This is a genomic window from Sphingomonas silueang, from assembly GCF_040049155.1.
GTDB classification, from domain to species: Bacteria; Pseudomonadota; Alphaproteobacteria; order Sphingomonadales; family Sphingomonadaceae; genus Sphingomonas; species Sphingomonas silueang.
The window spans coordinates 284,064-302,025 of record NZ_JBDZDK010000002.1 but is presented as its reverse complement, the minus strand read 5'-3'; the positions used below and the strand labels follow the sequence as shown (position 1 = coordinate 302,025).

Annotated in this window: 18 protein-coding genes and 1 other annotated feature; of the genes, 11 read left to right on the top strand and 7 right to left on the bottom strand. The window is 70.5% G+C overall.

Annotated features, from left to right (window positions below):
- The first annotated feature begins 132 nt into the window (after nt 1–132).
- Both ABLE43_RS03395 and ABLE43_RS03390 read left to right on the top strand, forming a co-directional pair.
- Nucleotides 133–1,776, top strand: a complete 1,644-nt coding sequence (locus ABLE43_RS03395; RefSeq protein WP_348977071.1) for a sensor histidine kinase — start codon at nt 133–135, stop codon at nt 1,774–1,776.
- Nucleotides 1,773–2,759: a polysaccharide deacetylase family protein gene (locus ABLE43_RS03390; protein WP_348977070.1), complete on the top strand. Its 987-nt coding sequence runs from the start codon at nt 1,773–1,775 to the stop codon at nt 2,757–2,759. Before ABLE43_RS03395 ends, ABLE43_RS03390 begins: the two co-directional genes overlap by 4 nt.
- 16 nt (nt 2,760–2,775) lie before the next feature.
- On the opposite strand, the gene ABLE43_RS03385 is transcribed toward ABLE43_RS03390, so the two are convergent.
- Entirely contained in the window at nt 2,776–3,324 is a 549-nt protein-coding gene (locus ABLE43_RS03385) for a GNAT family N-acetyltransferase (RefSeq protein ID WP_348977069.1), read from the bottom strand.
- 58 nt (nt 3,325–3,382) lie between these two features.
- Nucleotides 3,383–4,279 (bottom strand): AraC family transcriptional regulator, encoded by an 897-nt coding sequence (locus ABLE43_RS03380; RefSeq protein ID WP_348977068.1) that lies wholly within the window; start codon nt 4,277–4,279, stop codon nt 3,383–3,385.
- A 150-nt stretch (nt 4,280–4,429) separates the two neighbouring features.
- Here ABLE43_RS03380 and ABLE43_RS03375 point away from each other — a divergent pair, with 150 nt between their 5' ends.
- Nucleotides 4,430–5,446 (top strand): aldo/keto reductase, encoded by a 1,017-nt coding sequence (locus ABLE43_RS03375; protein ID WP_348977067.1) that lies wholly within the window; start codon nt 4,430–4,432, stop codon nt 5,444–5,446.
- Between the two features lie 23 nt (nt 5,447–5,469).
- Here ABLE43_RS03375 and ABLE43_RS03370 read toward each other — a convergent pair whose 3' ends face one another.
- Nucleotides 5,470–6,312 (bottom strand): PhzF family phenazine biosynthesis protein, encoded by an 843-nt coding sequence (locus ABLE43_RS03370; RefSeq protein ID WP_348977066.1) that lies wholly within the window; start codon nt 6,310–6,312, stop codon nt 5,470–5,472.
- A 106-nt stretch (nt 6,313–6,418) separates the two neighbouring features.
- Here ABLE43_RS03370 and ABLE43_RS03365 point away from each other — a divergent pair, with 106 nt between their 5' ends.
- Nucleotides 6,419–7,831 carry an aminotransferase-like domain-containing protein gene (locus ABLE43_RS03365; RefSeq protein WP_348977065.1) on the top strand — a complete coding sequence of 471 codons (1,413 nt, stop codon included), beginning with the start codon at nt 6,419–6,421 and terminating at the stop codon, nt 7,829–7,831.
- Here ABLE43_RS03365 and ABLE43_RS03360 read toward each other — a convergent pair.
- A complete protein-coding gene (locus tag ABLE43_RS03360; protein WP_348977064.1) occupies nt 7,811–8,728 on the bottom strand; it encodes a LysR family transcriptional regulator in 918 nt (305 codons plus the stop codon). The genes ABLE43_RS03365 and ABLE43_RS03360 overlap by 21 nt on opposite strands.
- A gap of 91 nt (nt 8,729–8,819) precedes the next feature.
- Here ABLE43_RS03360 and ABLE43_RS03355 point away from each other — a divergent pair, with 91 nt between their 5' ends.
- On the top strand, nt 8,820–9,854 hold the full coding sequence (locus tag ABLE43_RS03355) for an aldo/keto reductase (protein ID WP_348977063.1): 1,035 nt from the start codon (nt 8,820–8,822) through the stop codon (nt 9,852–9,854).
- Nucleotides 9,855–9,866: 12 nt separating this feature from the next.
- Complete coding sequence (locus ABLE43_RS03350; protein WP_348977062.1) at nt 9,867–11,030, top strand: MFS transporter; 1,164 nt, start codon at nt 9,867–9,869, stop codon at nt 11,028–11,030.
- 400 nt (nt 11,031–11,430) lie between these two features.
- Here the strand turns inward: ABLE43_RS03350 and ABLE43_RS03345 are convergent, their stop codons facing one another.
- Nucleotides 11,431–12,000 carry a glutathione S-transferase family protein gene (locus ABLE43_RS03345; protein ID WP_348977061.1) on the bottom strand — a complete coding sequence of 190 codons (570 nt, stop codon included), beginning with the start codon at nt 11,998–12,000 and terminating at the stop codon, nt 11,431–11,433.
- A gap of 90 nt (nt 12,001–12,090) precedes the next feature.
- Here ABLE43_RS03345 and ABLE43_RS03340 point away from each other — a divergent pair, with 90 nt between their 5' ends.
- Complete coding sequence (locus ABLE43_RS03340) at nt 12,091–12,792, top strand: helix-turn-helix transcriptional regulator (RefSeq protein ID WP_348977060.1); 702 nt, start codon at nt 12,091–12,093, stop codon at nt 12,790–12,792.
- Nucleotides 12,793–12,807: 15 nt separating this feature from the next.
- Here ABLE43_RS03340 and ABLE43_RS03335 read toward each other — a convergent pair whose 3' ends face one another.
- Nucleotides 12,808–14,304, bottom strand: coding sequence for a SulP family inorganic anion transporter (locus ABLE43_RS03335; protein WP_348977059.1), 1,497 nt, complete (start codon nt 14,302–14,304; stop codon nt 12,808–12,810).
- A gap of 55 nt (nt 14,305–14,359) precedes the next feature.
- Nucleotides 14,360–14,415 (bottom strand) — a sequence feature (sul1 is cis-regulatory element that is thought to sense ions involved in sulfur or methionine metabolism; They are found in Alphaproteobacteria).
- 139 nt (nt 14,416–14,554) lie between these two features.
- Between ABLE43_RS03335 and ABLE43_RS03330 the strand changes: the two genes are divergently transcribed.
- From ABLE43_RS03330 to ABLE43_RS03315, 4 genes are all read left to right on the top strand, one after another.
- Nucleotides 14,555–14,794, top strand: coding sequence for a DUF3253 domain-containing protein (locus tag ABLE43_RS03330; protein WP_348977058.1), 240 nt, complete (start codon nt 14,555–14,557; stop codon nt 14,792–14,794).
- A 47-nt stretch (nt 14,795–14,841) separates the two neighbouring features.
- Entirely contained in the window at nt 14,842–15,096 is a 255-nt protein-coding gene (locus tag ABLE43_RS03325) for a hypothetical protein (protein ID WP_348977057.1), read from the top strand.
- Between the two features lie 184 nt (nt 15,097–15,280).
- The gene (locus tag ABLE43_RS03320; protein ID WP_348977056.1) at nt 15,281–16,303 is read left to right on the top strand and encodes a metallophosphoesterase; all 1,023 of its coding nucleotides are present in this window, start codon (nt 15,281–15,283) and stop codon (nt 16,301–16,303) included.
- A gap of 56 nt (nt 16,304–16,359) precedes the next feature.
- Complete coding sequence (locus ABLE43_RS03315) at nt 16,360–17,532, top strand: winged helix-turn-helix domain-containing protein (protein WP_348977055.1); 1,173 nt, start codon at nt 16,360–16,362, stop codon at nt 17,530–17,532.
- Between the two features lie 159 nt (nt 17,533–17,691).
- Here ABLE43_RS03315 and ABLE43_RS03310 read toward each other — a convergent pair whose 3' ends face one another.
- Entirely contained in the window at nt 17,692–17,952 is a 261-nt protein-coding gene (locus ABLE43_RS03310) for a type II toxin-antitoxin system PemK/MazF family toxin (RefSeq protein WP_348977054.1), read from the bottom strand.
- Between the last annotated feature and the right edge of the window lie 10 nt (nt 17,953–17,962).

Sequence of the window (17,962 nt, the reverse complement as noted above, 5' to 3'; positions counted from 1 at the left end):
GCATTATAAAATTACGTCAAAGCGCAATTGTCCCACATTGCGACGTACCGAATTGGCATGTTCCGCTTTGCGGTCGATGGCGCTAAGCACTTCGCATGCCACGATTCCCCATGTCGCGGCGAACAGGGCGGTGTGGATTTGCGCTTCGACGACAGCCTCGACACGGTGTTGGCCTCCGATCTTTCGGGGGAAGGCGCGCGGGCGTCGGCGTGGCGGCAGCTGGTCGACCTGATCGGGCGGCGGCGGGCCCCCGCCGACCGCCGCGCCATCGCGCTGCTGGCCGATCTGCAGGACCGGGTGCCGCGCGCCGTCCGCATGGCGAGCGCGCGCGACCTCGAACATGCCCGGCCGCCGCTGGCGCTGGTCGAGCTGCTGGCGGGCGATGTGGTCGAGGTCGCGCTGCCGGTGCTGCGCGGGGCCGATCTGCATGCCGAGGAATGGCGCGACCTGATCCCGCGCCTGTCGCCCGCGGCGCGCGGCGTGGTGCGCAACCGGCGCGACATCGCGCCGGAGGTCCGCCGCCTGCTCGACAGCTATGGGCCGGTCGATCTGGTGCTCCCCGACGCGCATGTGCCCGAGCCGGTCGCGCCGCCGGAACCGATTGCGACCGAACCGCTGTTCTTCGGCGACGACGTGGCCGAGCCCGAGCCCGAACCGATGCCGTCCGGCCCGTTCAGCATCGTTGACGTCATGGCCCGGATCGAGGCGTTCGAGCGCAACCACGACACCGCTGTCCCCGCCGCTCCGCCGCCCCCCGCCGAAGAGGGCTTCCGCTTCGAGAGCGATGCGATGGGCATGATCCGCTGGGTCGAGGGGGTGCGGCGCGAGGCGCTGATCGGGATGATGCTCGATTCGGGCGGCCTGCCCGCCGCGTCGGGGTTCGACGGGGTGGCGGCGGGCGGCCATCGCCGCCGCACCGCCTTTCGCGACGCGCGGCTGACGATCGGCGGCGACAGCGACGCGGCGGGCGAATGGCGCGTGTCGGCGGTCCCGGTGTTCGATCCGGCCAGCGGGCGCTTTACCGGCCATCGCGGCACCGCCCGCCGCCCGCGCCGCGACGAACGCGCCGGGCCGGTGCGCGGCGGCCATGCGTCCGGCGTGGCGCAGCTGCGCCAGCTCGTCCACGAACTGCGGACGCCCGCGGGCGCGATCGCCGGGTTCGCGGAGATGATCGACGCCGAACTGCTGGGGCCGGTGTCCGGCGTGTACCGGGCACGCGCCGCCGCGATCCTCGACAATGCGCGCGACCTGGTGGGCGTGATCGACGACCTCGATCTCGCGGCGCGGATCGAGGGCGACGCGCTCGACCTGCGCGACGACACGGTCGCGCTGGGGCCGTTGTTCGCGGGGATCGCCGCCGATCTGGCCGGGCTGTGTGCGCTGCGCGACACCGACCTCGCGATCGAGCCGAGCGACCTGTCGGTCACCGGCGACCGGCGCGCCGTCGAACGCCTGCTTGCCCGACTGCTCGCGACGCTGGTATCGGCGGGATCGCCGGGCGAAGGGCTGTTCGTCCGCACGGGTGCGGAAGGGAACGACATGGTGGCGATCGTGGTCGATCGGCCGGTGGCGCTGGCGGCATGGCCCGGCGCGACGCTGTTCGACATCGACGACGGCGAGGCCGATTCGGCCCTGCTCGGCACCGGCTTCGCGCTGCGGCTGGCGCGCAACCTCGCGCGCGAGCTGGGCGGCACGCTGGAGCCGGGCGGGGCGACGCTGACGCTGCGCCTGCCGGGTGTCGCCGCCGCCGGGGTCGGGCAGGCGCGGCACCGGTGAAGCATGGCTGGCGGCCGGGCGCCGACGGGCGCCCGGTGGTGTGGCAGGCGGGGTTCGGCACCCGCTTCATCGTCACCGTCGATACCGAGGAGGAGTTCGACTGGCGCGCGCCGCTGACGCGCGACCGCTGGGACGTGCGTGCCACCGCCGTGCTGCCCGCCGCGCATGCCCGCTTCGCCGAACGCGCGGTGCCGGTCACCTATCTGGTCGACCATCCGATCGCGACCGACCCGCGCGCCGCCGATGCGATCCGCGCGATCGTGGCGGCAGGCGATGCGACGATCGGCGCGCAGCTCCACCCATGGGTCAACCCGCCCTTCGCCGCGCACGAGGCCCCGCGCGAGAGCTTTCCCGGCAACCTGCCGCCTGTGCTGGAGGCGGCCAAGCTCGACCGGCTGGGCGCGGCGATCGCCGCACTGACGGGCAGGCCGCCGATCGTCTATCGCGCCGGGCGCTACGGGCTGGGGCCGAACACGCTCGGGCTGCTCGCCGCGCGGGGCTATCGGATCGACAGCTCGATGCGCGCGCGCTACGACTATCGCGGCGAGGGCGGGCCGGATTACCGCGCGATCGGGCCGGGCGCCTTCCATACCAGCGAAGGGCTGGTCGAGGTGCCGCTGACCACCTTGTTCACCGGGCGGCTGCGCGGTCGCGGTGCGGCAATCGATGCATGGGCGGCGCGCCTGCCGCGCGGGCGCGGGCTGCTGGCGCGCACCGGCCTGCTCGCGCGGGTCGCACTGACGCCCGAGGACATGCCGCCCGCCGCCGCGCTGGAGGCGATCCGCATCGCGGTGGGCGAGGGGCTGGCGCTGCTCAACCTCAGCTTCCATTCGCCGAGCGTCGCCGTCGGCCACACCCCCTATGTGCGCGATGCGGCGGGGCTGGCCGCCTTCTGGCGCTGGTGGGACGCGGTGCTGGACCTGCTCGACCGGCTGGGGGTGCGGGCGGCCAGCTGTGCCGAGGTGCTGGCGGCGGCGGGGTGAGCGCACCGGTACCGCGTCAGCCCGCGCCGTCCAGCCGCTTCCGCATCCGGGTGAGCGGCACGACCACGCCGTCCACCACCGGATCGACCCGCTCGACCGGCACATAGCCGCACGCCGCATAGAGCGGCACGCCCCCGGCGGTGCCCATCAGTTCGACGGCGGCGAACCCTTCCGCCCGTGCCGCCGCTTCGCAGCGGTCGAGGATCATCCGCCCGATCCCACGCCGGACGTGATCGGGGTGGGTATACATGGCGCGGATGCGCGCGGCGTCGGTCGCCGGATCGAGCAGCGCCGGATCGCGCAGGCCGGTGCTGTGATCGCCGCCATAGAGCGTCGCGCGTCTGCTCCACCCGCCGCAGCCGACCGGCATCCCCGCCGCCTCGACCACGAAATAGGTGCCGTCGCGCACCAGTTGCGTGTCGAGGCCCATCACCGCCCGGCTGGCGACGACCTGTGCGGGCGTCAGCACCGCCGCCTGCCCGCGATCGATCGCCAGCGCCATCAGCGTGCGCAGCGCGGGAAGGTCCGCCTCGCTCGCGCGCCGGAGAGTCAGGTCTGCCGTCATGCCGTGGCGATCCTGCATGGTGGTGCAGCCGGACGATATCGGGCGACACGGTCGGCCATCACGGCAGCGCCGGTTCCGGCACCAGCCGCGCGCGCAGCGCCGCCGCATCGCGGCCGGGCGGCGCACCGAACAGGCGGCGATAGTCGCGGCTGAACTGCGACAGGCTTTCATAGCAGATCGCGAAGCCGACGCGGGCGACCTCCTCGGCGGCGATCAGGCGGCGGCGCGCCTCCTGCAACCGCACCTGCTTCTGGAACTGCACCGGCGTCATCGTCGTCACCGCCTTGAAATGGCGGTGGAAGCCGGGAACGCTCATCCCCGCCAGCGCGGCGAGATCGGCGACGCGCAGCGTCCGGGCGAAATGGTCGCGGATATGGGCGGTCGCCCGAGCGATGCGCGCGGCATGGGTGTCGGCCAGCCCGATCTGGCGCAGCGACGGCCCCAGCGGTCCGCCGAGCAACCGCCACACGATCTCGCGCCGGAGCATCGGCACCAGCACCGGCTGGTCGCGGGGGCTGTCGAGCAGTTCGAGCAGCCGCCTGAGCGGATCGCGCAGCGCCGGGTCGTGCGCGCCGGTCGTCAGCGCGGCGAAGGCGGGCGGGGGAGCAGCCACGCTCCCACGCTCGACCAGCAGTTCGGCGATCGTCGCCGGATCGATCGCGAGCGACAGCGCCAGATAGGGCGCGGCGGGGCTGGCATGGGTGATCCGCGACGTCACCGGCAGGTCGACCGAGGCGAGCAGGCACTCCCCCGCGGCATAGCGATAGGCCGCGTCGCCCAGCATCGACAGCTTGCCCCCCTGCACCACGAGGCAGAAGGACGGGCGGTACAGCGCCGGGATCAGCCCGCTGGGCGCATCGGCGCGGGTGATGCGCAGCCCGTCGATCGGCGTCTCGCGGCCATGGCGGTGCCAGTGGCGCTCGATCAGCGGTGCGAGGTCGGACAGGCTCGTCATGGCGCCTGCCATAGCGCGCGCCGCGGGCCGATGCACGGGTGGCGGCATGGCGGTGATAGGATCGGGCAACGGATTGATCGGATCGGCGTCGCGCGGGAGCAGGCGCGCCGCCTATCGCCGCTTGCATCCACTTCGACGGGAGAATCGCCCATGCGCATGCGTCCACTCGGCCACAGCGGCCTGTTCGTCTCCGAACTCTGCCACGGCACCATGACCTTCGGCGGCAGCGAGGGGCTGTGGGGCCAGATCGGTCGACTCCGCCAGGAGGATGCCGACACGCTGGTCGGTACCGCGATCGATGCGGGGATCAACTTCATCGACACCGCCAATGTCTATGCGGGCGGCGAGAGCGAACGCATCCTCGGGCAATCGCTCCGGAACCTCGGCATCGCGCGCGACGACGTGGTCGTCGCGACCAAGGTGCTGGGGCCGATGGGCGAGGGGCCGAACGCGCGCGGTGCGTCGCGCGGGCATATCCTCGCCCAGTGCAAGGCGAGCCTCCGGCGGTTGGGGCTCGATCATATCGACCTGTACCAGATCCACGGCTTCGATCCCGCCACGCCGGTCGAGGAGACGCTGGCGGCGCTCGACACCCTCGTCGTGCAAGGCCATGTCCGCTATCTCGGCCTGTCGAACTGGGCCGCGTGGCAGGTGGTGAAGGCGGTCGGCATCGCCGATGCGCGGCGGCTGGCGCCGATCCTGTCGCTGCAGGCCCATTACACGCTGGTCGGTCGCGACCTCGAGCGCGAAATCGTGCCGATGCTGCTGTCCGAGCGGATCGGGCTGATGGTATGGAGCCCGCTGGCGGGCGGCTATCTGTCGGGCAAGTACGACGGCGGCGGCGCGGCGGCGGACGGGCGGCGCGCGACGTTCGACTTTCCCCCGGTGGACCGGACGCGCGGCGCGGCGGTGCTGCCCGAGATGCGGCGCATCGCGAAAGACAGGGGGTGCTCCGTCGCGCAGGTCGCGCTGGCGTGGCTGCTGCACCAGCCGGTGGTGACGAGCGTGATCGTCGGCGCCAAGCGGGCCGAGCAGCTGACCGACAATATCGCCGCGACGCGGGTGGTGCTGGACGCCGACGACCTCGCCGCGCTGGACGCGGTGACGAAGCTGCCCGCCGAATATCCCGGCTGGATGCTGGAGCGCCAGGGCGGCTATCGCGCCTGAGGCGGGTCAGGCGCGGTCGCCGTTCACCCGTGCGTCCGCCCGGCGAACAGCGTCCGCGTCGCACCGGCGACCCAGACCTGCCCGGTCGCATCCTGCGAGACATGGATGCGCCCGCTCCGCCCGAGGCGCGTACCCTGCGCCGCGACATAGCTGCCGCGCGCCCGGCCGCCGGCGAACAGCCACTGGCCGACCGAGGCGTTGAGGCTGCCCGTCACCGGGTCCTCGATCAACCCGCCATGTGCATCGGTGAACAGCGCGCGCAGTTCAAAGGCGACCTCGCCGCCGGGGGCATGCGGGCCGACGATGCCGATGTCGATATGCTCGGGATGATGCCGCGCCGGTTCGACCGCCAGCACCGCCTCCGCCGATTCGAGCAGGACCGCGATCCAGCCGGGGCCGTTGTCCGCCCATGCCGCGTCGACGATCGCCGCCCGGTCGATCCGCAGCAGTTCGGCGACCTGCGCGATCTCCGCCTCGGTCGGCGTGCCCCCGCGCAGCAGCGGCGGCGCGGCAAAGGCGAGCCGGTCGCCGTCCTGCCGGATCGTGACCAGCCCCACGCCGCATTCCTGCACGATCACGCCGTCCCGCTTCGACTGCCCGCCCGCCTCGAGCCAGGCATGCGCGCTGCCCAGCGTCGGATGCCCGGCAAAGGGCAGTTCGTGCGCCATGGTGAAGATGCGCACGCGATAGTCGGCGGCCGGATCGGTCGGCGGCAGCAGGAAGCTCGTCTCGGAAAAGTTCAGCCAGCTCGCGATCGCCTGCATCTCCGCGGTCGTCAGGCCGTCGGCATCGGCGATGACGGCCAGCGGATTGCCGGTCAGCGGATCGGTGCCGAATACGTCGACGAGTCGGAATGGGCGGGTCACGGGCATCTCCTGTTGCTGATGGCGCGTCCTATCGCGGGGCGACTGGCGTCGACAGATACGCATCGGTACGATCGCGCCGAACTGTATGGGTGGAAACGGCAGTACGATGGCGCATGCTCCCGATGAATCCCGCACCGGCCGGGTGGTGCGCACGATCCGCGACCGGATCGATGCCCGCATGCTGACGCCGGGTGCCCGGCTGCCCTCGATCCGTGCCATGGCCGACATGAGCGGTGTCGCGCGCTCGACCGTGGTGGAGGCCTATGATCGCCTTGCAGCGGAGGGCGTCATCCGCTCGCGACCGGGATCGGGCTTCTATGTCGCCGCGCCCTTGGCCCCGCTGGCGCTGGACCGGCTGACCGCCGTGCAGGAACGCGAGGTCGATCCGCTGTGGATGTTGCGCCAGTCGCTGGGGGAGCGGCGCCACGGGTCAATGCCGGGATGCGGCTGGCTGCCCGACGACTGGCTGGCGGGCGGCGCGCTGCGCAAGGCGATGCGCGCGGCGGCACGCACGGACGATGCCGCGACGCTGGCGGGCTATGCGTCGCCGCTGGGGTCGCCCCCGCTGCGGGCGTTGCTCGCGCGGCGGATGGCGGGGCAGGGGATCGAGGCAGGCTCCGACCAGATCCTGCTGACCGACAGCGGCACCCACGCGCTCGATCTGGTGTGCCGCTTCCTGCTCCAGCCGGGCGATACCGTGCTGGTCGACGATCCGTGCTACTTCAATTTCCTCGCGCTGCTCCGGGCGCACCGGGCGACCGTGGTCGGCGTGCCGATGACGCCCCTCGGGCCGGACGTCGCCGCCTTCGCCCGGCTCGCGGCGGCGCATCGTCCGCGCTTCTACCTCACCAATTCGGGCGTCCATAACCCGACCGGCGCGTCGCTCGCCGCCGCCACCGCCCACCGGCTGCTCAAGATCGCCGAGGCGCATGCCATGGTCGTCGTCGAGGACGACATCTTCGCCGACTTCGAGCACGCACCGTCGCCACGGCTGGCGGCGTTCGACGGGCTCGACCGGACGATCCGTATCGGCAGCTTCTCCAAGTCGCTGTCGGCGGCGGTGCGCTGCGGCCATATCGCGGCGCGCTCCGACTGGATCGGGGCGCTGGCCGACCTGCGGATCGCGACGTCGATGGCGGGCAGTCCGCTCGCCGCGCATCTGCTCCACGCGGTGCTGACCGACGGCAGCTATCGGCGGCATGTCGACGGCGTCCGCACCCGGCTGGCGCGGGCGATGGCGCAGGTGGCGAAACGCCTGCGGGCTATCGGTATCGAACCGTGGACAGATCCGGCGGCGGGCATCTTCCTGTGGGCGCGATTGCCGGACGGCATCGATGCGGTGGAGCTCGCCCGGCAGGCCATCGCCGAAGGGATCGTGCTCGCACCCGGACCGGTGTTCAGCACCAGCGGCGGATGGCGCGATCACCTGCGCTTCAACGTCGCGATGAGCGAGGGGGACCGGCTGTACGCCTTTCTGGCGGCGCATCTGGCCCGGCGGTCATCCGCCCGGGTGTCCTAGCCGCTGCACCAGAAAGTCGACGAACGCCCGCACCCGCGCCGGCGTCGTCGCACCGCCGACGAAGACGGCGTGGATCAGCTCGACGTCACCCGGATTATAGTCCTCCAGCAGCGGCACCAGCGTTCCGTCGGCGATCTCGGTGGTCACGCTGAAGCGGCCCACGCGCGTCACGCCGACCCCGGCGGCGGCGAGTTGGCCGAGCGTCTCGCCGTTGTTGGCGACGATGTTCCCCTCCACCGCCAGCGCGAAATCCCGGCCGTCGCGGCGGAAGGGCCAGATCGGCTCGGCCCGGCGGAAGTTGAAGTTGAGGCAGTTGTGGGCGTGCAGGTCCTCCGGCACCTGCGGCGTGCCCGCCCGCGCCAGATAGCCGGGCGAGGCGACGATCACCCGGCCCGATTCCCCCAGCTTGCGCGCGGTCAGCCCGCTGTCGGCGAGCGGGCCGAAGCGGATCGCGACATCGGCCTGGCCGCCTGCGACATCGACCAGCGTGTCGGTCAGCGCCACGTCGATCAGGATATGCGGATAGGCGCGGGCGAAGTCGCCGAGCAGCGGCACCACGCACAGCCGACCGTGCGCCAGCGCCGCGCTGATCCGCAACCGCCCGCGCGGTGCGCCCTGATCGGCGATCTGCTGTTCGGCATCGTCGAGATCGGCGAGGATGCGGCGGGCGGCGAGCAGATAGGCCTGTCCCTCGGCGGTCAGCGTCAGCGCGCGGGTCGAACGCAGCAGCAACCGTACGCCCAGCCGCGCCTCGATCCGGTCGATCGCCCGCGCCACCGCCGAGGGGGTCAGCCCGAGCGTACGCCCGGCGGCGGAGAAGCTCCCCTCGTCCACCACGCTCGCGAACAGCGCGAGCGACCGGGCGCGGTCGTCCTGGCCGATTATCTTTGCGTCCACGGCATAGATCCTTTGCACCGGCGGGCGGTTCCGCCCTGCGGCTTCCCCGGCCATCTATGCGCCTGACGATGACATTCGCAACGGAGGTGTCATGGAATATCGGCAATCGGGATCGTCCGGCCTGCGCGTGCCTGCGCTGTCGTTCGGCGCGGGCACCTTCGGCGGCAAGGGGCCGCTGTTCGGCGCATGGGGGACCAGCGACGCCGCCGAGGCGCGGCGGCTGGTCGACATCTGCCTCGACGCGGGCGTGACGCTGTTCGACACCGCCGACGTCTATTCGGACGGCGCGTCGGAGGAAGTGCTCGGCGAGGCGATCAGGGGGCGACGCGATGCCGTCCTCCTCTCGACCAAGACCGGCCTGCCGATCGGCGAGGGCCCGCAGGACTGGGGCGCATCCCGCGCGCGGCTCATCAGGGCGGTCGAGGCGGCATTGCGGCGGCTGGGCACCGACCGGATCGATCTGCTCCAGCTCCACGCCTTCGACGCATCCACGCCGACCGAGGAGGTGATGGGCACGCTCGACCGGCTGATCGCCGACGGCAAGGTCCGCTATGCGGGCGTCTCCAACTATCCCGGCTGGCAGGTCATGAAGGCGCAGGCGATCGCGGATCGTCATGGCTGGCCGCGCCTCGTCGCGCATCAGGTCCATTACTCGCTGATCGGTCGCGCCTATGAGTGGGACCTGATGCCACTGGCCGCGGACCAGGGCGTCGGCGCCCTGGTCTGGAGCCCGCTCGGCTGGGGGCGGCTGACCGGCAGGATCGGGCGGGGACGGCCCATTCCGGCGGGGAGTCGCCTCCACGAAACCGCCCGGTTCGCACCGCCGGTCGAGGACGAGCATCTCTACTGCGTGGTCGATGCGCTGGAGGCGGTGGCGGCGGAGACGGGCAAGACCGTGCCGCAGGTCGCGATCAACTGGCTGTTGCGGCGACCGACCGTGGCGTCGGTCATCCTCGGCGCGCGCGACGAGGCGCAGCTGCGCGACAATCTGGGCGCAATCGGCTGGGCGCTGACGCCCGAACAGGTGGCGGTGCTCGACGCGGCGAGCGACATGCTGCCGCCCTATCCGCACACCCCCTATCGGCAACAGGCGGGTTTCGCCCGCCTCGCGCCGCCCTTGGTCTGAAGGAGGATCGTCATGAAGTTGAACCCCGGGCTGATCGCACTCGCGGTCGGCGCCTTCGGCATCGGCGTGACCGAGTTCGCGCCGATGGGCATGTTGCCGGTGATCGCCGCCGACCTGCACGTCTCGATCCCCGCCGCCGGGCTGCTCGTCAGCGCCTATGCGATGGGCGTGCTGATCGGCGCGCCGCTGATGACGCTCACGACCGGGCGGGTCGACCGGCGGACGCTGCTGATCGCGCTGACGGGCATCTTCACGCTCGGCAATGCGCTGTCGGCGATGGCGGACGGATATGGGATGCTGATGGCGGCGCGGATCGTCACCTCGTTCAACCATGGCGCGTTCTTCGGCGTCGGATCGGTGGTGGCCGCCGGTCTGGTGCCGCCGGACCGGCGCGCGGGTGCGGTCGCGGCGATGTTCACCGGGCTGACCGTCGCCACGATCGGCGGTGTGCCGCTCACGACCTGGGTCAGCGAGGCGATCGGGTGGCGCACCGCCTTTGCCGGGATCGCGGGCGTGGGGGCGATCGCGATGCTGTCGCTCCGCCTTGCCCTGCCGCCGCTGCCCGCGGCTGAGGGCGGCGACATGCGCGCCGAACTGCGGGTGCTGACGCGCCGGCCGGTGCTGGCCGCGCTGGCGCTGACCGTGGTGGGGGCGAGCGCCATGTTCACCGTCTTCACCTATATCGTCCCGATCCTGCGCGAGGTGACGCACGCATCGACCGGCTTCGTGACGGCGATGCTGGTACTCTACGGCGTCGGGCTGACCATCGGGAACACGCTGGGCGGCCGCCTTGCCGACCGGTCGATCGAGCGGACGCTGATCGGCAGTTTCGCGGTGCTCGCCGTGGTGCTGGTGCTGTTCGCGGGCGTGATGCAATGGCCCTCAGCCGCTGCGGTCGCGATCCTGATCTGGGGCATCGCCAGCTTCGCCATCGTGCCCCCGTTGCAGATGCGGGTGATGGACGCGGCAAGCGAGGCCCCCAATCTCGCCTCGGCGATGAACGTCGGCGCGTTCAACCTCGGCAACGCCTTTGGCGCGGCGCTGGGCGGGGGCGTCATCGGCGCCGGACTGGGGCTGCCCGCGGTATCGCTGGCGGGCGCGGCGATGGCCGCGGCGGCGCTGGTGATGCTGCTGCTGATCCGGCGTTCGCCGCAGCACGCCGCCTGCACGGCCTGAGGAACGATCGTCGAGCGGCGAGGCCGCACCGGGGCAGCGGGGGACGCGACCGGACAACGGAGCGCGGATCGGGCTCGGGACTATTCCGTGAGTCGATCTTCCGGAATGGTCGCCTTTCCCGGGTGCGACGGTCGCTGCTTGCGGTGGAAGGGCTGATTTCCGCCCTGTCTGGTCGGGGAGACAGGATTCCTCCGAATTTTTCCCGACCCGCTAAGTCGTTGATTCCACGTCAACGAACAACTCGTCTGTCTGCGAGTTGCACAGCGATGGGTACAAAAAGGTGCGCAGAATGGCAAGCGCCCGATGACCGACCGGCGGCATCTTTCAACCGCCGATCGACGGTGAATCCCGGTCGTGAGTCTTGCCCGGCACCATCACAGGACAGTGGGCCGACGTAGTCTTACCTCCCGTCACCCATCCGTTCAGCACACCGCGCCACCCAGTCGCGGATCGCCGGATCGGCGGGCATCATGTCGGTGAACCAGAAGAAGGGCGAACTGCACAGCATGTCGGCGGCGGAGAAGCGCTCGCCGAGCAGCCAAGGCCCCTTGCGCAGCGGCTCGGCCAGCCGCTCGATCATCGTGTCGAAATCGCGCAGGCCCGCGGTGATCGCGGGATGGCTGACGTTCGCCCACTTCAGGATCAGCAGCGGTTCGATGACGCCCTGATAGTAGGATAGCCACGACAGATAGGCGCCGCGCCGCGCCTCGCCGGGCAGCGGTCCGAGCCCGGCATCGGGATAGGCGTCGGTGAGGTAGAGCATGATCGCGCCGCGCTCGCGCACCGCATCGTCGCCATCGGTCAGATAAGGCACCTTGCCCTCCGGGTGCGGATTGGCAGGATCGGCGCTGCCTGACCCGTCCTGCCGTGCGATGGTCACCTCCCGCATCTCGATGTCGGCGCCGAGCATCCGGACGAGTGCGACGACCGTGTCGGACCGGGAATTGGGCGAGTAATAAAGGGTGCGCATCGATTGCTCCTTGCGTTGGATGACGCCGCCCATTTACCCAAGGAGTCCTGACAGTTTCGGGCAGTAGGGATGGCACGATCGGATCGGCTGATGCGGTTGCTCGACGCGTTGCGGCGGCTACCCAAGCCAGTGACGGCAACCCGCCTCGCGGCGGAGACGGAAGTGTCGACGCGGCAGCTCTATCGCGACATCGCCACGCTACGCGCCGGCGGTGTGCTGATCGACGGGACGGCGGGCTACGGCTACACGCTGACCGAGGACCCGGCCTTGCCGCCGCAGAGCTTCTCTCGGCTGGAGATCGAGGCGCTGATGCTCGGGGTCGCGAGCCTCGGCGACTTCGGCGACCAGGCACTGGCGACGGCAGGGCGCAATGCGCTGGCGCGGATCGTCGCCACCTTGCCCGACCGGCAGGCGCGGCAAGCCGCACACGCGACGATGCGATCGTGGCGCCCACCGGAGCCCCGTGCTGCCATCACGATCGACCTCGATCTGTTGCGCGAAGCCTGCTGGGACGAGTTCAGCGTCCGGATCGCCTATCGGGACGCGAAGGGGCGACGGACCGAGCGCGAGATCCTGCCGCTCGGCATGTCCTACAGCCCGAAGACGCTGATGCTGGTGGGATGGTGCCTGTTGCGCGAGGCGCACCGGACGTTCGAGGTGCCGCGGATCGAGGCGCTGGAGCGCGGCGGGAGCAGTTTCCGCCCCCGCCGGGTGCAACTGCTTCGGGAATATGTCGTCCTGCGGATCGAGGAGTGGAAGAGGAAGGAGGAAGAGGCGCGCCTACGAGCTTAGCGCGGCTGCCACCGCTCAGTGCGGCGCCAGCCCCATCTCCACGCCGGTCTTGTCGTGGAGCGCGAAGCGGTCGATCAGGTCGGCGCTCGCCCGATTGTAGCCGACCACCTCGACGACGCGTCCTTCGCGGCGTAACCGGGCGACAATCTTGTCGAGCGCGCCGACACCCGAGATGTCCCAGAAATGCGCCGCGGTCACGTCGATGACGACGCGGGTGGAGTTGTCTTCGATCTGGAAGGCGCGGGTGAACCGGTCGACCGAGGCGAAGAAGATTTCGCCCTCCACGCGATAGGTCGTCTGGGCGCCGTCCGGCGATACCGATCGCTCGACCGAGAACATGCGTTGGACCTTGCCCGCGAAGAAGATGCCGGACAACAGCACGCCCGCCAGCACGCCCAGCGACAGGTCGCGCGTGGCGACGACCACCACTACCGTCGTCAGCATCACGACCGACGATGTGGGCGGATGCCGCCGTAGGTTCGCGATCGAGTTCCAGCTAAAGGTGCCGATCGACACCATGACCATGACGGCCAACAGCGCCGGCATCGGCACCCGCCCGACGAACGGCCCCAAAACCGCCAACAGGAACAGGAGGAACGCGCCCGCCACGAAGGTCGACAGTCGCCCGCTCCCGCCCGATGTGACGTTGATGACCGACTGACCGATCATCGCGCAGCCGCCCATGCCGCCGAACAGCGCGGCGAGGATGTTGGCACCGCCCTGTCCGGCACATTCGCGACGCTTGTCGCTGTCGGTGTCGGTCATGTCGTCAACGATCTGCGCAGTCAGCAGCGATTCGAGCAGGCCGACGGCGGCCATCGCCAGCGAATAGGGCAGGATGATTCGCAACGTGTCGACCGTCAGCGGCACCTGCGGCCAGGCGAGGCTGGGCAGGCCGTCGGGCAGTCGGCCCATATCGCCGACCGTGTTCACCGGCAGCCCCAGCCCGATGCTGACCGCGCTGAGCACAAGGATCGCCACCAGCGGCGACGGCACGGCGCGGGTGATCCGCGGCATGCCGTAGATGATCGCCAGCCCGCCCGCGACCATCGCATAGGTCTGCCAGCCGACGCCGGTCAGTTGCGGAAGCTGTGCCATGAAGATCAGGATCGCCAGCGCGTTGACGAAGCCGGTGATGACCGAGCGCGACACGAACTGCATCAGCAGGTCGAGCCGCAGCAGCCCGGCGGCGATCTGGATCAGCCCCATCAGGATCGTGGCGGCGAAGAGGTATTCGACGCCGTGATCGCGCACCAGCGGGCCGACGAGAACGGCGACCGCAGCGGTCGCGGCGGAGATCATGCCCGGTCGTCCGCCGATCAGCGCGATGGTGATCGCGATCGCGACCGAGGCGTAGAGGCCGACGCGCGGATCGACGCCGGCGATGATCGAAAAGCCGATCGCCTCCGGGATCAGCGCGAGCGCGACGACAATACCGGCCAGGATGTCGCGGCGGGCGGTGGTGCCGTCAGTGAACCACTGGCGGCGATAGGTAGCGAAGTCGAAGGTCATCGAATGTCCACAACAGGGCCCGGGCGCCGGGCGGCGCATCTCATCGGGTGCGTGTTGTTGTCCGGCGGATCGGCGGCCGGAATAGCCACCCGGGATTTCACCGGGTCCTTGCGAATGACCGCCCCATAGGCGAGCCGGCCCGGTCGGCGCAACCGCCTGAACGAGCAATGCCGTCGACCCGGGCTGGACGCTGACACTGTGGGAGCGACGGTGGCTTGACCCGCAGGCGTGCGGGGCCGAGGTGAAGCGGATGACCGATCCGCGCGCGGCGACACTGGACCTTCTCGCGCGCCGCGGTGCCGGCGCGACGATCTGCCCGAGCGAGGTGGCGCGCGCGCTGTCCGGGGACGACTGGCGCAGTGCGATGCCGTCCGTGCACACAGCGATCGACGGGCTGGTCCGAGACGGGGCGGTGCGGCTGAGTTGGAAGGGGGAGCGGTTGGCGAAGCGATCGGGGCCCTACAGGATCAGCCTTCCCGGCGACGATTGAGGCCTGGTCCTCTCCCGCGTCGATCGGGAGTGCGGTATCGCCCGGAGATGGCGAGAAAGAAGCGCTACCTGACCGCGACGATGGCCGACGGTTATGTGAAGACGATCGGTCCCACTGCCGCGCCGTTCACGCATTACTGGCGGATCGTCGCGCATCTGCGCGATGGAAAGACCGAGGTGTTCTGGGGGCACGCCACCTCCGCCCGCGAGGCGGCGAGCAAGAAGGCGCTGACCGAACAGGCCGCGAAGCGTTACGGCTGGCGCAGTTTCGACTTCGAGGTCGCCGAGTTGACCGAACATTGACGCCCGGCGACCGATCGCTGGTCGCCTCCGGCGCCTAGCGGCGTTAAAGTGTTGCGATTACCGGCAGCCGCTTGCCGACGCTCGCTGAAGGATGCCGATCATCTTCCTGATCCCGGCGATCTACGTCGCGTCCCGCACCCTCTGGCCGCTGACGCTGCCGTTGTGGAGCAAGGTCATCGTCACGGTGCTGCTGCTCGGCGTATCGCAATATCACCTCTGGAGCCGGCTATCGTCGGGGTCGGTCTTCGCACCCGAGTTTCCGCGTCCGGTCGTTATCCTCTTCAACTGGGCCTTGGGCGCGCTGGTGCTGCTCATGCTCCTCCAGATCGTGCTCGATCTCGGCCTGCTGGCGACGGCGGTCGCCCGGTGGCAGCGTGTCGGGCTTTCGGATGCCGCGCGTTACGGCGCGCTCGGCCTGGCGGCGATGGCCAGCGCGATCGCGGTCGCCAATGCGGTGCGGGTTCCGCCGATCAAGGACGTCGAAGTAGAGGTTGCGGGTCTGCCGCCTCAGTTCGAGGGCTACCGGATCCTCCAACTCACCGATCTTCATATCAGCAAGCTGTTCCCGGCCGCCTGGGCCAGCGCGGTCGCGGCGCGCGCCAACGCGGCGGGCAGCGACGTGATCGTCGTCACGGGCGATTTCATCGATGGCTCGGTCGACATGCGACGCAAGGATGTGGCGCCGCTTCAAGCGCTTGACGCTCCCGATGGCGTCTGGGCCATACCCGGCAACCACGAGTATTTCTTCGATTATGGCGCATGGATGCGGCACCTGACGTCGCTCGGCTTCCGGATGCTGCCGAATGCGCATCATGTCATCCGGCGCGGGGGTGCGGAACTGGTCATGGCCGGTGTGACCGACCTGTCCGCCCCGAGCGTCGGCGAGGCGGCACCGGATGTCGGGCTGGCACTGCGCGGTGCGCCGGCCGGGGCACCGATCGTCCTCCTCGATCATCAGCCGCGGCGGGCGCTGGGCGCCGCTGCGAAGGGGGTGGCGCTCCAATTGTCCGGCCACACCCATGGCGGCATGATCGTCGGAATGGACCGGCTCGTCGCCCGCGCCAACGCCGGGTTCGTTGCGGGTCGCTATCAGGTCGGCGGCATGACCCTCTATGTCAGCAACGGCACGGGGCTGTGGCCGGGCTTCGCGCTCCGCCTCGGCGTGCCGTCGGAGATGACCCGCTTCACCTTGCGGTCGAAGATGTAAGGTCGATGCCACCGCCACGATTGACGGTCGCGCCGGACCGCCACCATCAGCGCCCCATGACCACCTCGCTGGCCGATGCCCGACGCATGGCCCTCGCCGCGCAGGGCTTCGGCCGCGCCCCGCCCCCGGGAGTCACGGCGGGGCACCTTCGCAAGGTTGCCGATCGCACCGGCCTGTTCCAGATCGACAGCGTCAACGTCCTTGCTCGCGCCCATTACCTGCCTGCCTTCTCCCGGCTCGGCAGCTATGATCGCTCGCTGCTCGAAGGCGCTGCCTGGGGTCCGAAGCGGCAGCGCCGGTTCTTCGAATATTGGGCACATGAAGCATCGTTGCTGCCGCTCGACCTTCATCCGCTCCTGCGTTGGCGGATGGCGCGCGCCGAACGGGGCGAGATCGGCTATCGCGGGCTGCGTCGCTTCGCCACCGAGCGCCGTCGCGAGGCGGACGCCGTGCTCGCCCGCATCGCGGCCGAGGGACCGCTGACCGCCGCCGACTTCGAGAACGGCACAAGCCGCAGCGGCTGGCGGGAGTGGAGCGACGTCAAGCACGCGCTCGAATGGCTGTTCTGGTCAGGCCGGATCACGACGGCGACGCGGCGGGGCAGCTTCGCGCGGGTGTACGACCTGCCCGAGCGGGTGCTGCCCGCGGCCATTCTCGTCATGCCGACGCCGACCGTCGCCGAGGCGCAGCGTGCGCTGATCGACCGCAGTGCGCGGGCGCTCGGCATCGCGACCGCGGCCGACCTGCGCGATTATTACCGGCTGAAGCCCGACGAGGCGGATCACGCCATCGCCGATCTGGCGGAGGATGGCGTGCTGGTCCCCGTCCGTGTCGAAGGCTGGAGCCAGAAGGCGTGGCGGCACCGTGACGCTTCGCCGCTCCGGCGGGTGCGCGGGGCGGCCTTGCTGGCGCCGTTCGATCCGCTGATCTGGGAACGCGGCCGCACCGATCGGCTGTTCGGCTTTCGCTACCGGATCGAGATCTACGTGCCGCAGGATCGGCGCACCCACGGCTATTACGTGCTGCCCTTCCTGCTGGACGAGGCGCTGGTCGCGCGGGTCGACCTCAAGGCGGACCGGCGAGCGGGCATGCTGCTGGCGCATCGCATCACGCTCGAGCCTGGGGCGCCCGACGATACGCTGCCACGCCTGGAGGTCGAACTGGCGCGGATGGCGACATGGCTCGGCCTATCGGGTGTTCGCACCGGGGCGATCGTCCGTTCCGGATGATCGCCAGCAGCGGCGTTGCGGCACATCGCCTGCCGAGCGATGCCCGCGCCCACCGATAAAAACAGTGAGTCAGGGACCTCGTTCCGTTACGACTCCAGCAGCGCGCGAACCTTGGCCCGCACCTCTGCCAGCGTCACAGAAGAGACACGACCCTTTCTCTCAGCCCGCCGGGCGCCAGTCGACGTTCTGGACCTGATCGGCGAACACGACGCTGGGTGGATCGTCCTCGTCGATCGCTTCGAACGGATAGCGCTTGATGCGGGAGGTCATCGAGCAGCAGATCGTCATACCGCGCGGCCCGCTGCAGCGCGCCGGCGACAGCACCAGCGCCGGACGATGCCCGGACTGTTCGTGGCCCGCCTGCGGATCGAAATAAAGCCAGATGATGGCACCGGTATCCGGGACATACCCCGGTTTCACCACGCCTCCT